The organism is Pseudomonas cremoricolorata DSM 17059 = NBRC 16634 (assembly GCF_000425745.1).
In the GTDB taxonomy this organism is placed as follows: Bacteria; Pseudomonadota; Gammaproteobacteria; order Pseudomonadales; family Pseudomonadaceae; genus Aquipseudomonas; species Aquipseudomonas cremoricolorata.
Genome location: NZ_AUEA01000011.1, coordinates 144,831 through 160,189, shown reverse-complemented (window position 1 = coordinate 160,189; position 15,359 = coordinate 144,831). Strand labels below are relative to the sequence as shown.

Annotated in this window: 11 protein-coding genes; 8 read left to right on the top strand and 3 right to left on the bottom strand. The window is 62.8% G+C overall.

Annotation, left to right across the window (positions count from 1 at the left end; translation table 11 throughout):
- The first annotated feature begins 64 nt into the window (after positions 1 to 64).
- Genes H618_RS0114440 through H618_RS0114430 form a run of 3 tightly spaced genes read left to right on the top strand, consistent with a single transcriptional unit; the run spans position 65 to position 4,196 of the window.
- Positions 65 to 1,339, top strand: coding sequence for a YeaH/YhbH family protein (locus H618_RS0114440; protein ID WP_028695734.1), 1,275 nt, complete (start codon positions 65 to 67; stop codon positions 1,337 to 1,339).
- A complete protein-coding gene (locus H618_RS0114435; protein ID WP_028695733.1) occupies positions 1,336 to 2,904 on the top strand; it encodes a SpoVR family protein in 1,569 nt (522 codons plus the stop codon). The genes H618_RS0114440 and H618_RS0114435 overlap by 4 nt, the downstream gene beginning before the upstream one ends.
- Positions 2,905 to 2,963: 59 nt before the next feature.
- The gene (locus H618_RS0114430; protein ID WP_028695732.1) at positions 2,964 to 4,196 is read left to right on the top strand and encodes a multifunctional CCA addition/repair protein; all 1,233 of its coding nucleotides are present in this window, start codon (positions 2,964 to 2,966) and stop codon (positions 4,194 to 4,196) included.
- 48 nt (positions 4,197 to 4,244) lie between these two features.
- On the opposite strand, the gene folK is transcribed toward H618_RS0114430, so the two are convergent.
- Positions 4,245 to 4,754 carry a 2-amino-4-hydroxy-6-hydroxymethyldihydropteridine diphosphokinase gene (gene folK / locus H618_RS0114425; protein ID WP_028695731.1) on the bottom strand — a complete coding sequence of 170 codons (510 nt, stop codon included), beginning with the start codon at positions 4,752 to 4,754 and terminating at the stop codon, positions 4,245 to 4,247.
- Entirely contained in the window at positions 4,745 to 5,101 is a 357-nt protein-coding gene (folB, locus tag H618_RS0114420; protein WP_028695730.1) for a dihydroneopterin aldolase, read from the bottom strand. The genes folK and folB overlap by 10 nt, the downstream gene beginning before the upstream one ends.
- 75 nt (positions 5,102 to 5,176) lie before the next feature.
- Here folB and plsY point away from each other — a divergent pair, with 75 nt between their 5' ends.
- The gene (gene plsY / locus H618_RS0114415; RefSeq protein WP_028695729.1) at positions 5,177 to 5,746 is read left to right on the top strand and encodes a glycerol-3-phosphate 1-O-acyltransferase PlsY; all 570 of its coding nucleotides are present in this window, start codon (positions 5,177 to 5,179) and stop codon (positions 5,744 to 5,746) included.
- A gap of 19 nt (positions 5,747 to 5,765) precedes the next feature.
- Here the strand turns inward: plsY and tsaD are convergent, their stop codons facing one another.
- Positions 5,766 to 6,791, bottom strand: coding sequence for a tRNA (adenosine(37)-N6)-threonylcarbamoyltransferase complex transferase subunit TsaD (gene tsaD, locus H618_RS0114410; protein WP_028695728.1), 1,026 nt, complete (start codon positions 6,789 to 6,791; stop codon positions 5,766 to 5,768).
- 204 nt (positions 6,792 to 6,995) lie between these two features.
- Here tsaD and rpsU point away from each other — a divergent pair, with 204 nt between their 5' ends.
- From rpsU to H618_RS0114390, 4 genes are all read left to right on the top strand, one after another.
- Positions 6,996 to 7,211: a 30S ribosomal protein S21 gene (gene rpsU / locus H618_RS0114405; RefSeq protein ID WP_003255575.1), complete on the top strand. Its 216-nt coding sequence runs from the start codon at positions 6,996 to 6,998 to the stop codon at positions 7,209 to 7,211.
- Between the two features lie 285 nt (positions 7,212 to 7,496).
- Positions 7,497 to 9,494 carry a DNA primase gene (gene dnaG / locus H618_RS0114400; RefSeq protein ID WP_028695727.1) on the top strand — a complete coding sequence of 666 codons (1,998 nt, stop codon included), beginning with the start codon at positions 7,497 to 7,499 and terminating at the stop codon, positions 9,492 to 9,494.
- Between the two features lie 67 nt (positions 9,495 to 9,561).
- A complete protein-coding gene (rpoD, locus tag H618_RS0114395; protein ID WP_028695726.1) occupies positions 9,562 to 11,409 on the top strand; it encodes an RNA polymerase sigma factor RpoD in 1,848 nt (615 codons plus the stop codon).
- Between the two features lie 196 nt (positions 11,410 to 11,605).
- Positions 11,606 to 15,352, top strand: coding sequence for a bifunctional diguanylate cyclase/phosphodiesterase (locus H618_RS0114390; RefSeq protein WP_028695725.1), 3,747 nt, complete (start codon positions 11,606 to 11,608; stop codon positions 15,350 to 15,352).
- The last annotated feature ends 7 nt before the right edge of the window (positions 15,353 to 15,359 follow it).

The following is a 15,359-nucleotide window of genomic DNA, read 5'->3' as shown; positions in this document are numbered from 1 at the left end:
GTGGCTGCTCTTTCTTGCAGCTTGAAGCTTGTGGCTTGCAGCTGCTCCAGCTACCGGAGGGACCATGAGCTACGTTATCGACCGACGCCTGAACGGCAAGAACAAGAGCACGGTGAACCGCCAGCGTTTCCTGCGGCGTTACCGTGACCACATCAAGAAGGCGGTCGAAGAGGCCGTTAGTCGTCGCTCCATCACCGATATGGAGCACGGCGAGCAGATCAGCATTCCCGGACGCGATATCGACGAGCCGGTGCTGCACCATGGCCGTGGTGGCAAACAGACCATCGTGCACCCGGGCAACAAGGAGTTCACCGCGGGTGAGCAGATCGCCAGGCCACAAGGTGGCGGCGGCGGTGGTGGCGGACGCGGCAAGGCCGGTAATTCCGGCGAAGGCATGGACGAGTTCGTCTTCCAGATCACCCAGGAAGAGTTCCTCGAATTCATGTTCGAAGACCTCGAACTTCCCAACTTGGTGAAGCGTCACCTCAACGGCACCGATACCTTCAAGACCGTGCGCGCCGGCATCAGCAGCGAAGGCAACCCGTCGCGTATCAATATCGTGCGCACCCTGCGCTCGGCCCATGCCCGGCGCATTGCCCTGACCGGCAGCAGTCGTGCGCTGCTGCGCGAGGCCCAGGCCGAGCTGGAACGCCTCAAACTCGAAGAGCCCGACAACTTCGGTGACATTCAGGCCGTCGAGGCCGAAATCGTACGCCTGAAAGCGCGTATCAACCGTCTGCCGTTCCTCGACACCTTCGACCTCAAGTACAACTTGCTGGTCAAGCAGCCCAACCCCAGTTCGAAAGCGGTGATGTTCTGCCTGATGGACGTCTCCGGCTCCATGACCCAGGCGACCAAGGATGTCGCCAAGCGCTTTTTCATCCTGCTGTACCTGTTCCTCAAGCGGAACTACGACCGCATCGATGTGGTGTTCATCCGCCACCACACCAGCGCCCGCGAAGTGGACGAAGAGGAGTTCTTCTATTCGCGTGAAACCGGCGGCACCATCGTCTCCAGCGCACTCAAGCTGATGCAAGAGATCATGGCCGAGCGCTACCCCACCAACGACTGGAACATCTACGCAGCCCAGGCTTCGGACGGCGACAACTGGAACGACGATTCGCCAGTGTGCCGCGACATCCTCGCCAAGCAGATCATGCCGCATGTGCAGTACTACACTTACGTCGAGATCACCCCGCGGGAGCACCAGGCGCTGTGGTACGAGTACGAGCGCATTGGCGAGGCCTTCCCTGACACCTTCGCGCAACAGCAACTAGTCTCGGCCGGCGATATCTACCCGGTCTTCCGTGAACTCTTCCAGCGCAGGTTAGCCACATGACTGCCAGAGCCCAGAGACGCCAGCCCATTTCCACCGGATCGGAGTGGACATTCGAGCTGATCCAGACCTACGACCGCGAAATCAGTCGTCTGGCGGCCCGCTACGCACTCGACACCTACCCCAACCAGATCGAAGTCATCACCGCTGAACAGATGATGGATGCCTATGCCTCGGTCGGCATGCCCCTGGGTTATCACCACTGGTCGTACGGCAAGCAGTTTCTCAGTACCGAGAAGTCCTATACCCGCGGGCAGATGGGCCTGGCCTACGAGATCGTCATCAACTCCGATCCGTGCATCGCCTACCTGATGGAAGAAAACACCATGTGCATGCAGGCACTGGTGATCGCCCACGCCTGCTACGGGCATAACAGTTTCTTCAAAGGCAATTACCTGTTCCGCACCTGGACCGACGCCACCTCGATCATCGATTACCTGGTGTTCGCCAAGCAGTACATCAGCCAGTGCGAAGAGCGCCACGGTATCGATGCGGTCGAGGACTTGATCGATTCGTGCCATGCGCTGATGAACTACGGGGTCGACCGCTACAAACGGCCCTACCCGATTTCTGCCGAAGAAGAGCGGCGCCGGCAGAAAGACCGTGAGGAGCACCTGCAACGGCAGATCAACGATCTGTGGCGGACCATTCCCAAAGGTGCGGAAAAGGGCAACGAGAAGGACTTCGCACGCTTCCCCGCCGAGCCTCAGGAGAACATTCTTTATTTCATCGAAAAACACGCGCCGCTACTGGAGCCGTGGCAGCGTGAAGTAGTGCGTATCGTGCGCAAGATCGCCCAGTATTTTTATCCACAGCGCCAGACCCAAGTGATGAACGAAGGCTGGGCAACGTTCTGGCACTACACGCTGATGAATGACTTGTATGACGAAGGCCTGGTGACCGAAGGCTTCATGATGGAGTTTCTGCAGTCGCATACCAGCGTGGTGTTCCAGCCTGGCTACGACAGCCCTTACTACAACGGCATCAACCCCTATGCGCTGGGTTTTGCCATGTACACCGACATTCGCAGGATGTGCGAACACCCCACCGAAGAAGACCGCCGCTGGTTCCCGGACATTGCCGGCAGTGATTGGCTGTCGACCCTGAAGTTCGCCATGAGCAGCTTCAAGGATGAGAGCTTCATTCTTCAGTACCTGTCGCCCAAGGTCATCCGTGACCTGAAGCTGTTCAGCATTCTCGACGACGACCAGCGCGATGATCTGCTGGTGCCGGCGATTCACGACGAATCCGGGTATCGGGTCATTCGTGAGCAACTGGCGGCGCAATACAACCTCGGCAACCGCGAGCCCAACGTGCAGATCTGGAGTATCGACCGCCGCGGCGACCGCTCGCTGACCCTGCGTCACCAGCAGCACAACCGCAAGCCGTTGGGCGAATCCACCGAAGAAGTGCTGCGCCATCTGCATCGGCTGTGGGGCTTCGACATCCACCTGGAAAGCGTAGAGGGCGATCAGGTGGTGAAGTCTCACCACATGCCGCCGCGCAGTGAGCACGGTGACGGCCTGGACTATGGACGTGGCGACCTGGCCATGGCCCATCGTTCCTGAGTGATCCCCTCGATCTGACGCGCACGGTATGCTGTGCGCCAGATCGAAAGGGGTTGTTCATGAAAATCTACAAAGTTGGCGGCGCCGTGCGTGATCGTCTTCTCGGGCGCAGCGTCAGTGATATCGACCGTGTGGTGGTCGGGGCCACTGTCGAACAGATGCTTGCACTGGGCTATCGACCGGTCGGCGCGGATTTTCCGGTGTTCCTGCACCCGCAGAGCGGCGAGGAATATGCCCTGGCGCGCACTGAACGCAAGAGCGGGCGCGGCTATGGCGGATTCACCTTCCATGCCAGCCCGGACGTCACCCTCAAACAAGACCTCATCCGCCGCGACCTGACCATCAATGCCATGGCAGAAGATGATGACGGCCAGCTGTACGACCCCTACGACGGCCAGGCCGATCTGGCCGCGCGCCTGCTGCGCCACGTCTCCCCAGCCTTCGCCGAAGACCCGTTACGCGTGCTGCGGGTCGCACGCTTCGCCGCCCGCTACGCGCCGCTGGGCTTTCGCGTCGCCGACACTACCCTGGCCCTGATGCGCCAGATCAGTGAGTCGGGCGAGCTTCAGGCACTGACCGCCGAGCGCAGTTGGAAGGAAATCGAACGTGCGTTGCTGGAAGACCAGCCGCAAGTGTTCATTCAGGTGCTGCGCGAATGCGGCGCGCTGCATCAACTGCTGCCGGAAGTCGACGCGCTGTTCGGCGTGCCACAGCCCGAGGCGCACCACCCGGAAATCGACAGCGGCGTGCACACCTTGTCGGTGCTCCAGCAAGCCGCGCTGCACCAGCAGCCGCTGAGCGTGCGCTGGGCCTGCCTGCTGCACGACCTCGGCAAGGGCACCACCCCGCCCGCGCAGTGGCCACGGCATATCGCCCACGAGCACCGTGGGCTGAAACTGATCAAGGCGGTGAATGAGCGCTTCAAGGCGCCACGGGAGTGTCAGGAACTGGCGTTGCTGGTGGGCGAATACCACACCCATGGCCATCGCGCCCTGGAGCTGCGCGCCGACACGCTACTGACCCTGCTGCAGAAATTCGACATCTACCGCCGGCCGCAGCGCTTCGAGGATTTCATCGCCGCCTGTGAAATGGATGCCCGTGGCCGACTGGGCCTCGAGCATCGCGCATATCCCCAGGCCGACTACCTGCGCGCCGCAGCGCAGGTGGCGCGTGGCGTCACGGCGCAGTCGCTGATCGATCAGGGCTTGAGCGGCAAGGCGCTCGGCGATGCCATCCAGCACGCCCGGCTGCAAGCGCTGAAAGCCTTCAAGGCAGAGCGCGCGCAGGCTTGAGTGCGGACACGGCTTGAGCGGGCAGGACGCCGGCTCAGGCCAAAGGATTCAGGCTTCGGTCAGTTGCCGCCCACGCCACTCGAAGGGCACTGGCGCCAGCACTTGCTGAATGTCGGCTTCCTGCCACAGCTGCGCCATGCTCTTGCCCGCAACGGGGTGCATCAGTTGCGGTGCCAGTAGCGAAAGCGGCCACAGCACGAAGGCGTTCTTGAGGATTTCCGCCCGCGGTAGCACCAGCCCGTCGAAGGTGCCGTGCCAGTCCTGGTACATCAATACGTCGATATCCAGCGGCAAGCCCTTGCGCTCAGGGGCGTAGCGGCCGTTGTCGGCCTCGATGAACTTGAGCCGACGGTCGAGTTCGAGCAGGGGCAGGCTCGTTTGGCCAGTGACCACGAAGTTAATGAACGGGCCGCTCTTGATGCCGACCGCTTCACTTTCGAAGGCGGGCGAGCAGCGCAGGTCGACCAGCACTTCGGCCAGGGCATCGAGCCCGGCGCACAGATGCCGCTCGCGCTCGATATTGCTGCCCAGCCCCAGGTACACCGTGCTCAGAGACATCCGCGCTCGATCTCCACGCCAACTCCACCCCGAGCTGCAGCAATGGCGCCCGGCTTGGTGACTTTCAGGCGCATCCAGCTGATGCCGAACTCGCTCATCAGCGCGGCGGCCAGACGCTCGGCGAAGGTTTCCACCAGCTCGAAGCGTGCCTGCTCGGCGAAGGCCTGGATGCGCGCGGTGACCGTGGCGTAATCCAGGGTCAGGCTGAGATCGTCGTCCGCGGCGGCCGGGCGGTTATCCCAGGCGAACCGCAGGTCCAGGCGCAGGCACTGGCGGATGTCACGCTCCCAATCATAGGCACCAATGACGGTATCGACCTCCAGGCCTTCGATGAACACTCTGTCCAAGCACTTCTCTCCACAGCACGACAAGGGCGACTGGCGCCGTTAGAATCTGGGGCGTCCTCGCCCGGAATAGTTAGCATGTTTTGGTTTCTGGCACTGCTCGCCTACCTGCTTGGCTCGCTGTCCTTCGCCATCGTCCTGAGCCGCCTTTCGGGCAGCCCGGACCCACGTTGCAGCGGTTCGGGCAATGCCGGCGCCACCAACATGCTGCGCCTGGCAGGGCGCCGAATGGCGATCCTGACCCTGTTGGGCGACCTGTGCAAGGGCGTCGTGCCTGTGTTGCTGGCGCGGGCGGCGGGCCTGGACCTGCAAGAGCAAGCCTGGATTGGCCTGTGCGCAGTGGTCGGCCATGTGTTTCCGCTGTATTTCCGCTTCCGCGGCGGCAAGGGCGTCGCCACGGCGGCGGGCATGCTCGGCGCGCTGTACCTGCCGGCGGCGGCGCTGGCGATCGGCGTCTGGCTGCTGACGCTCTACCTCAGCCGCACCAGCTCGCTGGCCGCCCTCATCGCCACGCCTCTGACGCTGCCGCTGCTGGCCTGGCGCCAGCCCGAGGCGTTGCTGCCCATGGCGGTGCTGACCGTGCTCATCGTCTGGAGCCATCGCAGCAACCTGCGCGATCTGCGCGCAGGCCGCGAGCGGCATTTCTAGACGCTTAGCGAGCAGCCATTCACAGCGGCGGCAACTGCTCCATCGGCCAGCGCGCCTGCACGCTGATCGCCAGGTCCTGCTGCTGACCGGCCAGCAGACGCTGGCAACCGGCATAGGCGATCATCGCGCCGTTGTCGGTGCAGAACTGCGGACGTGCGTAGTAAACGTTACCCTTCAGCCCGGCCAGCATTTCTTCAAGTGACGCGCGCAACGCCTTGTTGGCACTCACCCCACCGGCGATCACCAGGCGCTTGAGGCCGGTTTGCTTGAGGGCACGCTTGCACTTGATGGTCAGGGTCTCGACCACCGCCTGCTGGAACGCCAGGGACACATCGCAACGGGTCTGCTCGGTGTCATCGCCGGCCGCACAGCACTGCTGCCAGGTGTTGAGGGCGAAGGTCTTCAAACCGCTGAAGCTGAATTCCAGGCCCGGGCGATCGGTCATGGGCCGCGGGAACTTGAAGCGGCCCGGTACGCCTTGCTCGGCCAGACGCGCGATTTCCGGGCCACCTGGGTAATTCAGGCCGATGAGCTTGGCGGTCTTGTCGAATGCCTCGCCCGCGGCATCGTCTAGGCTCTCGCCCAGCAGCTGGTATTGGCCGATGCCATCGACCCGAACCAGCTGCGTGTGACCGCCGGACACCAACAAAGCGACGAACGGAAACTGCGGTGGTTCGGCTTCGAGCATGGGCGCCAGCAGGTGCCCTTCCATATGGTGTACGCCAATCGCAGGGATGTCCCAGGCGAACGCCAGCGCCTGGGCGCACGAGGCGCCGACCAGCAGCGCGCCAACCAGGCCGGGGCCTGCGGTGTAGGCGATGGCGTCGATGTCGCTGGCCACGCAGCCGGCGCTGGCCAGCACTTCGCGGATCAACGGCAGCATGCGCTTGACGTGATCGCGCGAGGCGAGCTCGGGCACCACGCCGCCGTACACGCGGTGCAGATCGATCTGGCTGAACAGCGCATCGGCTAGCAAACCGCGCTCACTGTCATATAATGCGACGCCTGTCTCATCGCAGGATGTTTCCAATCCCAGTACTAGCATGGGCCTTTGCCTTGTAGAGGCTGAATTCGAAGCCGCGCATGATAGTCGTCGTGCCAAGTGCCGACCAGCGGTTTTCGATCAGAGGCTTTGCATTCCGGCTGGCTACGGGGTAACATCCGCAACCCTTGAAAACCGACGTTCTCCAGCACACCATTGTTTTGCCAGGAGTACGTCTACCCCGGTAATGAATTAAGGTAGCCCTGGATGCCAGCCGTCAAAGTTAAAGAGAACGAACCCTTCGACGTCGCTCTGCGTCGTTTCAAGCGCTCCTGCGAAAAAGCCGGTGTATTGGCTGAAGTTCGTAGCCGCGAGTTTTACGAGAAGCCAACCGCAGAGCGTAAGCGCAAGGCCGCTGCCGCGGTCAAGCGTCACGCCAAGAAAGTACAGCGCGAACAGCGCCGCGCCGTTCGTCTGTACTAATACAGACGTCGTCGCAAAGCTTCTGCCAAAGCCCGGCCTCGTGCCGGGCTAATGGCAGTTGTAGTTTCAAGCTTTAGGCCATGCGCCTATTGCGCCCCGGCACAAGCCACGGGCAACCTGCTGCATAACGTCAGACCTGGTCATCGACCAGCGGTGCACGTGCTACTGACGAGCCTTTCGAGGCTGGCGACGCGCACACCCTTCCCGCTTTTCCCACTTTCATCACTGGCCGCGAAGCTGCGCGCAAGCGTTTAGACTTGCCAGTAGCCAGATGACGAGACGACCATGGCCGGGCTGATTCCACAAAGCTTCATTGACGACCTTCTCAACCGCACCGACATCGTCGACGTGGTGAGCTCGCGCGTCCAGTTGAAAAAAACCGGCAAGAACCTCTCGGCGTGCTGCCCTTTCCACAAGGAAAAAAGCCCGTCGTTCACGGTCAGCCCTGACAAACAGTTCTATTACTGCTTCGGCTGTGGCGCAGGCGGCAACGCGCTGGGCTTCATCATGGACCACGACAACCTGGACTTTCCCCAGGCCGTCGAGGAACTGGCCCGAGCGGCCGGCATGGAAGTGCCGCGCGAAGACAGCCGACGCGGGCATAAGCCGCGCCAGCCAACCGATTCACCGCTGTACCCGCTGCTGGCCGCAGCCGGTGAGTTCTACCGCCAGGCGCTGCGCAGCCATCCGACGCGCAAGGCGGCCGTCGAATACCTCAAGGGCCGCGGCCTCTCGGGCGAGATCGCCCGCGACTTCGGCCTGGGCTTCGCCCCACCGGGCTGGGACAACCTGCTCAAGCACCTGGGTGCCGATCCTTTGCAACACAAGGTGATGGTCGACGCTGGCCTGCTGATCGAGAACGCCGAAACCGGCAAACGCTACGATCGCTTCCGCGACCGGGTGATCTTCCCGATCCGCGACAGCCGTGGCCGGGTGATCGCCTTCGGTGGACGGGTACTGGGCGACGACAAGCCCAAGTACCTCAACTCGCCAGAGACCCCGGTGTTCCACAAGGGCCAGGAGCTGTATGGCCTGTTCGAGGCACGCAAGCACAACCGCAACCTCGACGAAATCATCGTCGTCGAGGGCTATATGGACGTCATTGCCCTGGCCCAACAGGGCTTGCGCAATGCCGTGGCGACCCTGGGCACGGCCACCAGCGAAGAGCACCTCAAGCGCCTGTTCCGCGTGGTGCCCAGCGTGCTGTTCTGTTTCGACGGCGACCAGGCCGGCCGCAAGGCGGCCTGGCGCGCACTAGAGTCGGCCCTGCCCAGCCTGCAGGATGGGCGCCGCGCGCGCTTTCTGTTCCTGCCCGAGGGCGAAGACCCGGACAGCCTGGTTCGCGCCGAGGGCACCGATGCCTTCCATGCCCGCATCAACCAGCATGCCCAGCCGCTCGCCGATTACTTCTTCGAGCAGTTGAGCAACGAAGCCGACCCGCGCTCATTGGAAGGCAAGGCGCACATGGCCACATTGGCCGCGCCGCTGATCGAACAGGTGCCAGGCGCCAACCTGCGCCAGCTGATGCGCAATCGCTTGCGCGAAATTACCGGGCTCGACCCTCAGCAGGTCGAGCAACTGGCGCAGAAAGCTCCGCCGGCCAGCACGCCGGACTACGACCCTGGCTACGATTACGACGCCATGGCCAGTTTCAGCCCGAACCACGACGATTACGCGCAGTTCGAGCACGTTCAGCCGCAGCCGGAACAACGGCCATGGTCACCTGAAAAGAGCGGCAAGAAGCAGTGGCAGGACAAGCCGTGGAGCAAAAAGGGCGGCAAACCCTGGCAGCGCGACGGTCAGCGTGAAGCGCCGCCGCGGGTGCCGGCACCCGTGGAACCGCCCACCCTGTCTGCGCTGCGGACCCTGCTGCATCATCCGCTGCTGGCCGGGAAGGTGGAAAACGCCAGCCACTTCGCTGACGAAGACCACGTCTACAGTCAATTGCTGGTGGCCTTGATCGAAGCCGCACAGAAAAATCCTGGTCTAAGCTCGATGCAACTGATCGCCCGCTGGCACGGCACCGACCAGGGTCGTCTGCTTCGGGCCCTGGCCGAGAAGGAGTGGCTGATCGATGGGGAAAACCTTGAACAGCAATTTATCGACACCATAACCAGATTGTCCGCTCGCCAGCGCGAGCGAAGGCTTGAACATCTGATGAAGCAGGCGCGTCTAAGTGATAGTGGCCATGGCCCAGCGCTGACCAGCGAAGAAAAAACCGAGCTGGTCGCCTTGCTCATTCGACATGTTCCAGCACAAACCCCGACCTCAACTGGCGCGTGAGGTCCATGCTCGGGTATAATCCTCGGCTTGTTTTTTGCCCGCCAAGACCTTCAGTGGATAGGGTGTTATGTCCGGAAAAGCGCAACAGCAGTCTCGTATCAAAGAGTTGATCACCCGCGGTCGTGAGCAGGGCTACCTGACTTACGCGGAGGTCAACGACCACCTGCCGGAGGATATTTCAGATCCGGAACAGGTGGAAGACATCATCCGCATGATCAACGACATGGGGATCAACGTATTCGAGAGTGCTCCGGATGCGGATGCCCTTCTGTTGGCGGAAGCCGACACTGACGAAGCCGCTGCCGAAGAAGCTGCCGCTGCGTTGGCGGCCGTTGAAACCGATATTGGCCGTACGACCGACCCGGTGCGCATGTACATGCGTGAAATGGGTACCGTCGAACTGCTGACCCGCGAAGGCGAAATCGAAATCGCCAAACGCATCGAGGAAGGCATCCGTGAAGTCATGGGCGCCATCGCTCACTTCCCGGGCACCGTCGACCACATCCTCAGCGAGTACGAGCGCGTCACCACCGACAGTGGCCGTCTGTCCGACGTCTTCAGCGGTTACATCGACCCTGACGACAACATCGCCGCCCCCAACGACGACCTCCCGGTTCCAGGCGCCAAGCCTGCGGCCAAGGCGGACGACGAAGAGGAAGAAGAAAGCGACGACAGCGACAGCGAAGAGGAAGAAACCGAGAGCGGCCCGGACCCGGTCCTGGCCGCGCAGCGTTTCGGCGCCGTCGCCGAGCAGCGTGACGCCACCCTGAAAGTGCTGAAAAAGCACGGCCGTGCGCACAAGGACAGCATCGCTGCCATGCTCGCCCTGGCTGAGCTGTTCATGCCCATCAAGCTGGTGCCCAAGCAGTTCGAAGCACTGGTAGAGCGTGTTCGCGGTGCACTGGAGCGCCTGCGTGCCCAGGAACGCGCCATCATGCAACTGTGTGTGCGTGATGCGCGCATGCCGCGTGCCGACTTCCTGCGCCTGTTCCCCGGCAACGAAACCGACCAGACCTGGAGCGGCGACCTCTCCAAGCGCAGCACCAAGTGGGCTGCCGCGCTGGGCGAGAAAGACGCCGCCATCGTCGCCTGCCAGCAGAAGTTGATCGACCTGGAAACCGAGACCGGCCTGACCGTGCTCGAAATCAAGGACATCAACCGTCGCATGTCCATCGGCGAAGCCAAGGCCCGTCGCGCCAAGAAGGAAATGGTCGAGGCGAACCTGCGTCTGGTCATCTCCATCGCCAAGAAGTACACCAACCGTGGCCTGCAATTCCTCGACCTGATCCAGGAAGGCAACATTGGTCTGATGAAGGCGGTAGACAAGTTCGAATACCGTCGCGGCTACAAGTTCTCGACCTACGCCACCTGGTGGATTCGTCAGGCCATTACCCGCTCGATCGCCGACCAGGCACGCACCATCCGTATTCCGGTGCACATGATCGAGACGATCAACAAGCTCAACCGTATTTCCCGGCAGATGCTGCAGGAAATGGGTCGCGAACCGACCCCGGAAGAGCTCGGCGAGCGTATGGAAATGCCTGAGGACAAGATCCGCAAGGTATTGAAGATCGCCAAAGAGCCGATCTCCATGGAGACGCCGATCGGTGACGACGAAGATTCGCACCTGGGCGACTTCATCGAAGACTCGACCATGCAGTCGCCCATCGACGTCGCCACTGTCGAAAGCCTCAAGGAAGCGACCCGCGATGTGCTGTCGGGCCTCACCGCACGCGAAGCCAAGGTACTGCGCATGCGCTTCGGTATCGACATGAACACCGACCATACCCTCGAGGAAGTCGGCAAACAGTTCGATGTCACCCGCGAGCGGATTCGTCAGATAGAGGCCAAAGCGCTGCGCAAGCTGCGCCACCCGACGCGAAGCGAGCACCTGCGCTCGTTCCTCGACGAGTGATCAAAGAACCCCGGCCCAGGCCGGGGTTTTTCTTTTCTGCGCGCACCGTCCCAGTGCACGCACCCGCGCATAAAGGGCTTTGGCGACAGCCACTTGGCGCCATTTTTCCCACCTCGAAGACAAAATCTTCACGCGTCCAGCGCCGGCCAAATGCCCGGCTACACTCGACTCAAACCCCCTTGGTCGAGACCCCGTCATGCCGTTGCTGCCGGCCTTCCTGTTGCTGTTCTTGTCCTTCTGGACGACGGCTGCCAGCGCCCTCAACCTCACGCAAGAAGAGCAAAACTGGCTCAGCAAACACCCGGATATCCGCTTGGGTGTCGACTCGGCCTGGCCACCGTTCGAGTTTCGCGACCCAAGCGGTCGCTACCAGGGCCTGTCTGCCGATTACGTCGCGCTGATCGAGAAACGCCTGGGCATCAGCATCACCCCCCAGCCCCCCAGTAGCTGGACCCAGATGCTCGATCAGGCCCGACACAATCAACTCGACCTGCTGGCCGGAATCATGTCCACGCCCGAGCGCCAGGCGTACCTGTCGTTCACCCGACCCTACCTGGACTTCCCGATTGTCATCCTGGCGCACACTGGCGGTCCGCAGCCGCGCTCCTTGCAAGACCTCTACGGCCTGAAAATCGCCGTGGTGGAAAACTACGCTCCCCACGAACTGCTGCGCACCCATCACCCCGACCTCAACCTGGTAGCCATGGGCAACGTCAGCTCGACCTTGCAGGCGCTGGCCACCGACCAGGTCGACGCGGTGGTCGGCGACCTCGCTTCGAGCATCTGGAGCCTGCGCGAGCTCAAGCTCGATGGCCTGCACGTCAGCGGCCAAACCCCATATCGCTATCAACTGGCGATGGCTGCGCCGCGGGAAAGCAGCCTGCTGGTGTCGATTCTCGACAAGGTCATGGCCGACCTGTCGCCCAGCGAAATCGATGAAATCCAGCAGCGCTGGGTGGCCGATACGCTCGACCAACGCACGTTATGGACCGACCTGCTGCTCTACGGCCTGCCCGCCCTGCTGCTGTTGATCGTGGTGCTGGCGATCGTGATCCGCATCAACCGCCGGCTGAGCTCGGAAATCTCCCGGCGCATCGCCCTCGAACAGGAGCTGCGCAGCAGCGAGTATCACTACCGCAGCCTGATCGAGAGCCTGTCGGCAATCGCCTGGGAGGCCGACGCCAACGACTTCACCTACAGCTATGTCTCACCCCACGCCGAGGGCCTGCTCGGCTACGCGCTGAAGGAGTGGCTCAAGCCCGGGTTCTGGCGCAGCATCCTGCACCCCGACGACGCCCTCTGGGCGCAGACCTACTGCGAAACCGAAACCGCCGCCGGGCGCGACCACAGCCTTGACTACCGGGTGATTCGCGCCGACGGCCGCGCGCTGTGGGTACGCAATATCGTCAGCATGATCGAGCAGGGCCACAAGCCACTGATGCGCGGGCTGATGATCGACATCAGCGAAACCAAACGCACCGAACATGCGCTGCGCCTCTCAGAGCAGAAATTCGCGTCGGTGTTCGAGCAATGCCCGGACATCCTGGTCATCGCCCGCCACAGCGATGGCTGCCTGCTGGAGGTCAACGAAGCCTTCGAAGAACAAATCGGCTTGCGCCATGCCCAGGTCATCGGCCACACCGCCACCGAACTGGGCCTGTGGGATGCCCAGGAGGCCGGCACCAGCTTGCTGGAACGCCTGCATCGTGGCGGCATCCGCAACCTCGAGATGACCTTTCTGCGCAGCAACGGCCAGCGCTTCACCGGCCTCACCTCGGCGCAGACCTTCGACCTCGACGGCACCGCGGCGATGGTGGTGGCGGTGCGCGACATCAGCCAGCTCAAGCAGACCCAGGAACAGTTGCAGACCTCCGAGGAAAAGTTCGCCAAGGCCTTCCACGCCTCGCCTGACGGCCTGCTGCTGTCGCGCCAGAGCGATGGCCTGCTGATCGAAGTCAACGAGGGGTTCTGCCGCCTGACCGGCTACGACCTCAACCCCCTGATCAACAACCAGACCGCCCTCGATCTGGGCATCTGGGTCGATCTCGACGAACGCCGGCGCCTGGTGGAGCGCTTGCGCCAGGACGGCTTCGTGCGTGATTTCAGCTGCCTGATCCGCCGCAGCGACGGGCAGATTCGCCTGTGCGAGCTGTCTGCCCGGCCGCTGCCGATTGCCGGCGTCGACTGCATGCTGACCATCGCCCGCGACATCACCGAACGCCACCTGATGCAGGAAAAACTGCAACTGGCCGCCACCGTGTTCGAAAACACCGCAGAAGCCGTGCTGATCACCGACACCGAGCAGCACATCAGCGCGGTCAACCGCGCATTCAGCGAAATCACCGGCTACAGCGAGATCGAAGCCCTGGGCCAGACACCCCGGCTGATGGCGTCCGGGCAACACGACAGCGCTTTCTATGCGGCGATGTGGCACCAGCTGACCGCCGAGGGGCACTGGCAGGGCGAGATCTGCAACAAGCGCAAGAACGGCGAGCTGTACCCGGGCTGGGTGACCATCAGCGTGGTGCGCAACCACGAGCGGGAGATCACCCACTTCGTGTCGGTGTTCGCCGACATCTCCAGCCTCAAGCACGCCCAGGCCAAACTCGATTACCAGGCCCACCACGACCCGCTGACCGGCCTGCCCAACCGCGCGCTGTTCGAGAACCGCCTGCAGGCCGCCCTCACCTGCTCGCAAGGCTCCAGCCATCAGGGCGCGGTGCTGTTCCTCGACCTCGACCGCTTCAAGCACATCAACGACAGCCTCGGCCACCCGGTCGGCGACCTGCTGCTCAAAGGCATCGCCCAGCGCCTGAAAGAACAGGTGCGCGACGTCGACACCGTGGCGCGGCTGGGCGGCGACGAATTCATCATCCTGCTACCGGGCCTGCACCGCCCCAGCGACGCCAGCGCCATCGCCAACAAGTTGCTCGACTGCTTCGTCGGCCCGTTCCAGGCCGGCGAGCACGAGTTCTTCACCAGTGCCAGCATCGGCATCAGCCTTTATCCACAGGACGGCACCGATGTCGCCAGCCTGATCCGCAACGCCGACGCCGCCATGTACCGCTCCAAGGCCAAAGGCCGCAACCGCGTCGAGGCCTACACCCGCGACCTCACCGCCCAGGCCAGCGAGCGCATCGCTCTGGAACACGAACTGCGCCGGGCCATCGAGCGCGATGAACTGAGCCTGTGCTACCAGCCCAAATTCAGCCTCAAGACGCAGAGCCTGGTCGGCGCCGAAGCGCTGATTCGCTGGAGCCACCCCACCTTCGGCGAGGTGCCGCCCGAACACTTCATTCACTTGGCCGAAGACAACGGCAGCATTCTCCAGCTCGGCGACTGGGTGCTGGAGCAGGCGTGCCGGCAGATGCAGGCGTGGAAAGCCGAGTACCAGCCCTTCGGCCCACTGTCGATCAACCTCGCCGGCGCCCAACTGCGCCAGCCCAACCTGGCCGGGCGCATCGAGCAACTGCTCGGCGCCTACCAACTGGAAGCCGGCGACCTGCAACTGGAGATCACTGAAAACTTCATCATGAGCCAGGCCGAAGAGGCGCTAATCGTGCTCGATCAGCTCAAGCAGCTCTGCGTACAGCTGGCCATCGACGATTTCGGCACCGGCTACTCCTCGCTCAGCTACCTCAAGCGCCTGCCGCTGGACATCCTCAAGATCGACCAATCCTTCATCCGCGGCCTCCCCGAAGACGCCCACGACGCCGCCATCGCCCGCGCCATCATCGCCCTGGGCCGCAGCATGCAGCTGACCATCATCGCCGAAGGCGTCGAAACCCAGGCTCAACAGCAATTCCTCGCCGCCGAAGGCTGCGAACAGATCCAGGGCTACTACGTCAGCCTCCCCCTCCCCCCCGCCGAATTCGCCGCGCAGTTTTTGCGCATAGCACCAACAGATCTTTCAGATGGCACCACTCCCATTCCCCCGTTATAATCCGGCC

What these genes read in the sequence shown, in the direction of transcription:
- H618_RS0114440 (WP_028695734.1), top strand. Translation starts at nt 65, where the DNA reads ATGAGCTACGTTATCGACCGACGCCTGAACGGCAAGAACAAGAGCACG.
- H618_RS0114435 (WP_028695733.1), top strand. Translation starts at nt 1,336, where the DNA reads ATGACTGCCAGAGCCCAGAGACGCCAGCCCATTTCCACCGGATCGGAG.
- H618_RS0114430 (WP_028695732.1), top strand. Translation starts at nt 2,964, where the DNA reads ATGAAAATCTACAAAGTTGGCGGCGCCGTGCGTGATCGTCTTCTCGGG.
- folK (WP_028695731.1), bottom strand. Translation starts at nt 4,754, where the DNA reads ATGTCTCTGAGCACGGTGTACCTGGGGCTGGGCAGCAATATCGAGCGC.
- plsY (WP_028695729.1), top strand. Translation starts at nt 5,177, where the DNA reads ATGTTTTGGTTTCTGGCACTGCTCGCCTACCTGCTTGGCTCGCTGTCC.
- tsaD (WP_028695728.1), bottom strand. Translation starts at nt 6,791, where the DNA reads ATGCTAGTACTGGGATTGGAAACATCCTGCGATGAGACAGGCGTCGCA.
- rpsU (WP_003255575.1), top strand. Translation starts at nt 6,996, where the DNA reads ATGCCAGCCGTCAAAGTTAAAGAGAACGAACCCTTCGACGTCGCTCTG.
- dnaG (WP_028695727.1), top strand. Translation starts at nt 7,497, where the DNA reads ATGGCCGGGCTGATTCCACAAAGCTTCATTGACGACCTTCTCAACCGC.
- rpoD (WP_028695726.1), top strand. Translation starts at nt 9,562, where the DNA reads ATGTCCGGAAAAGCGCAACAGCAGTCTCGTATCAAAGAGTTGATCACC.
- H618_RS0114390 (WP_028695725.1), top strand. Translation starts at nt 11,606, where the DNA reads ATGCCGTTGCTGCCGGCCTTCCTGTTGCTGTTCTTGTCCTTCTGGACG.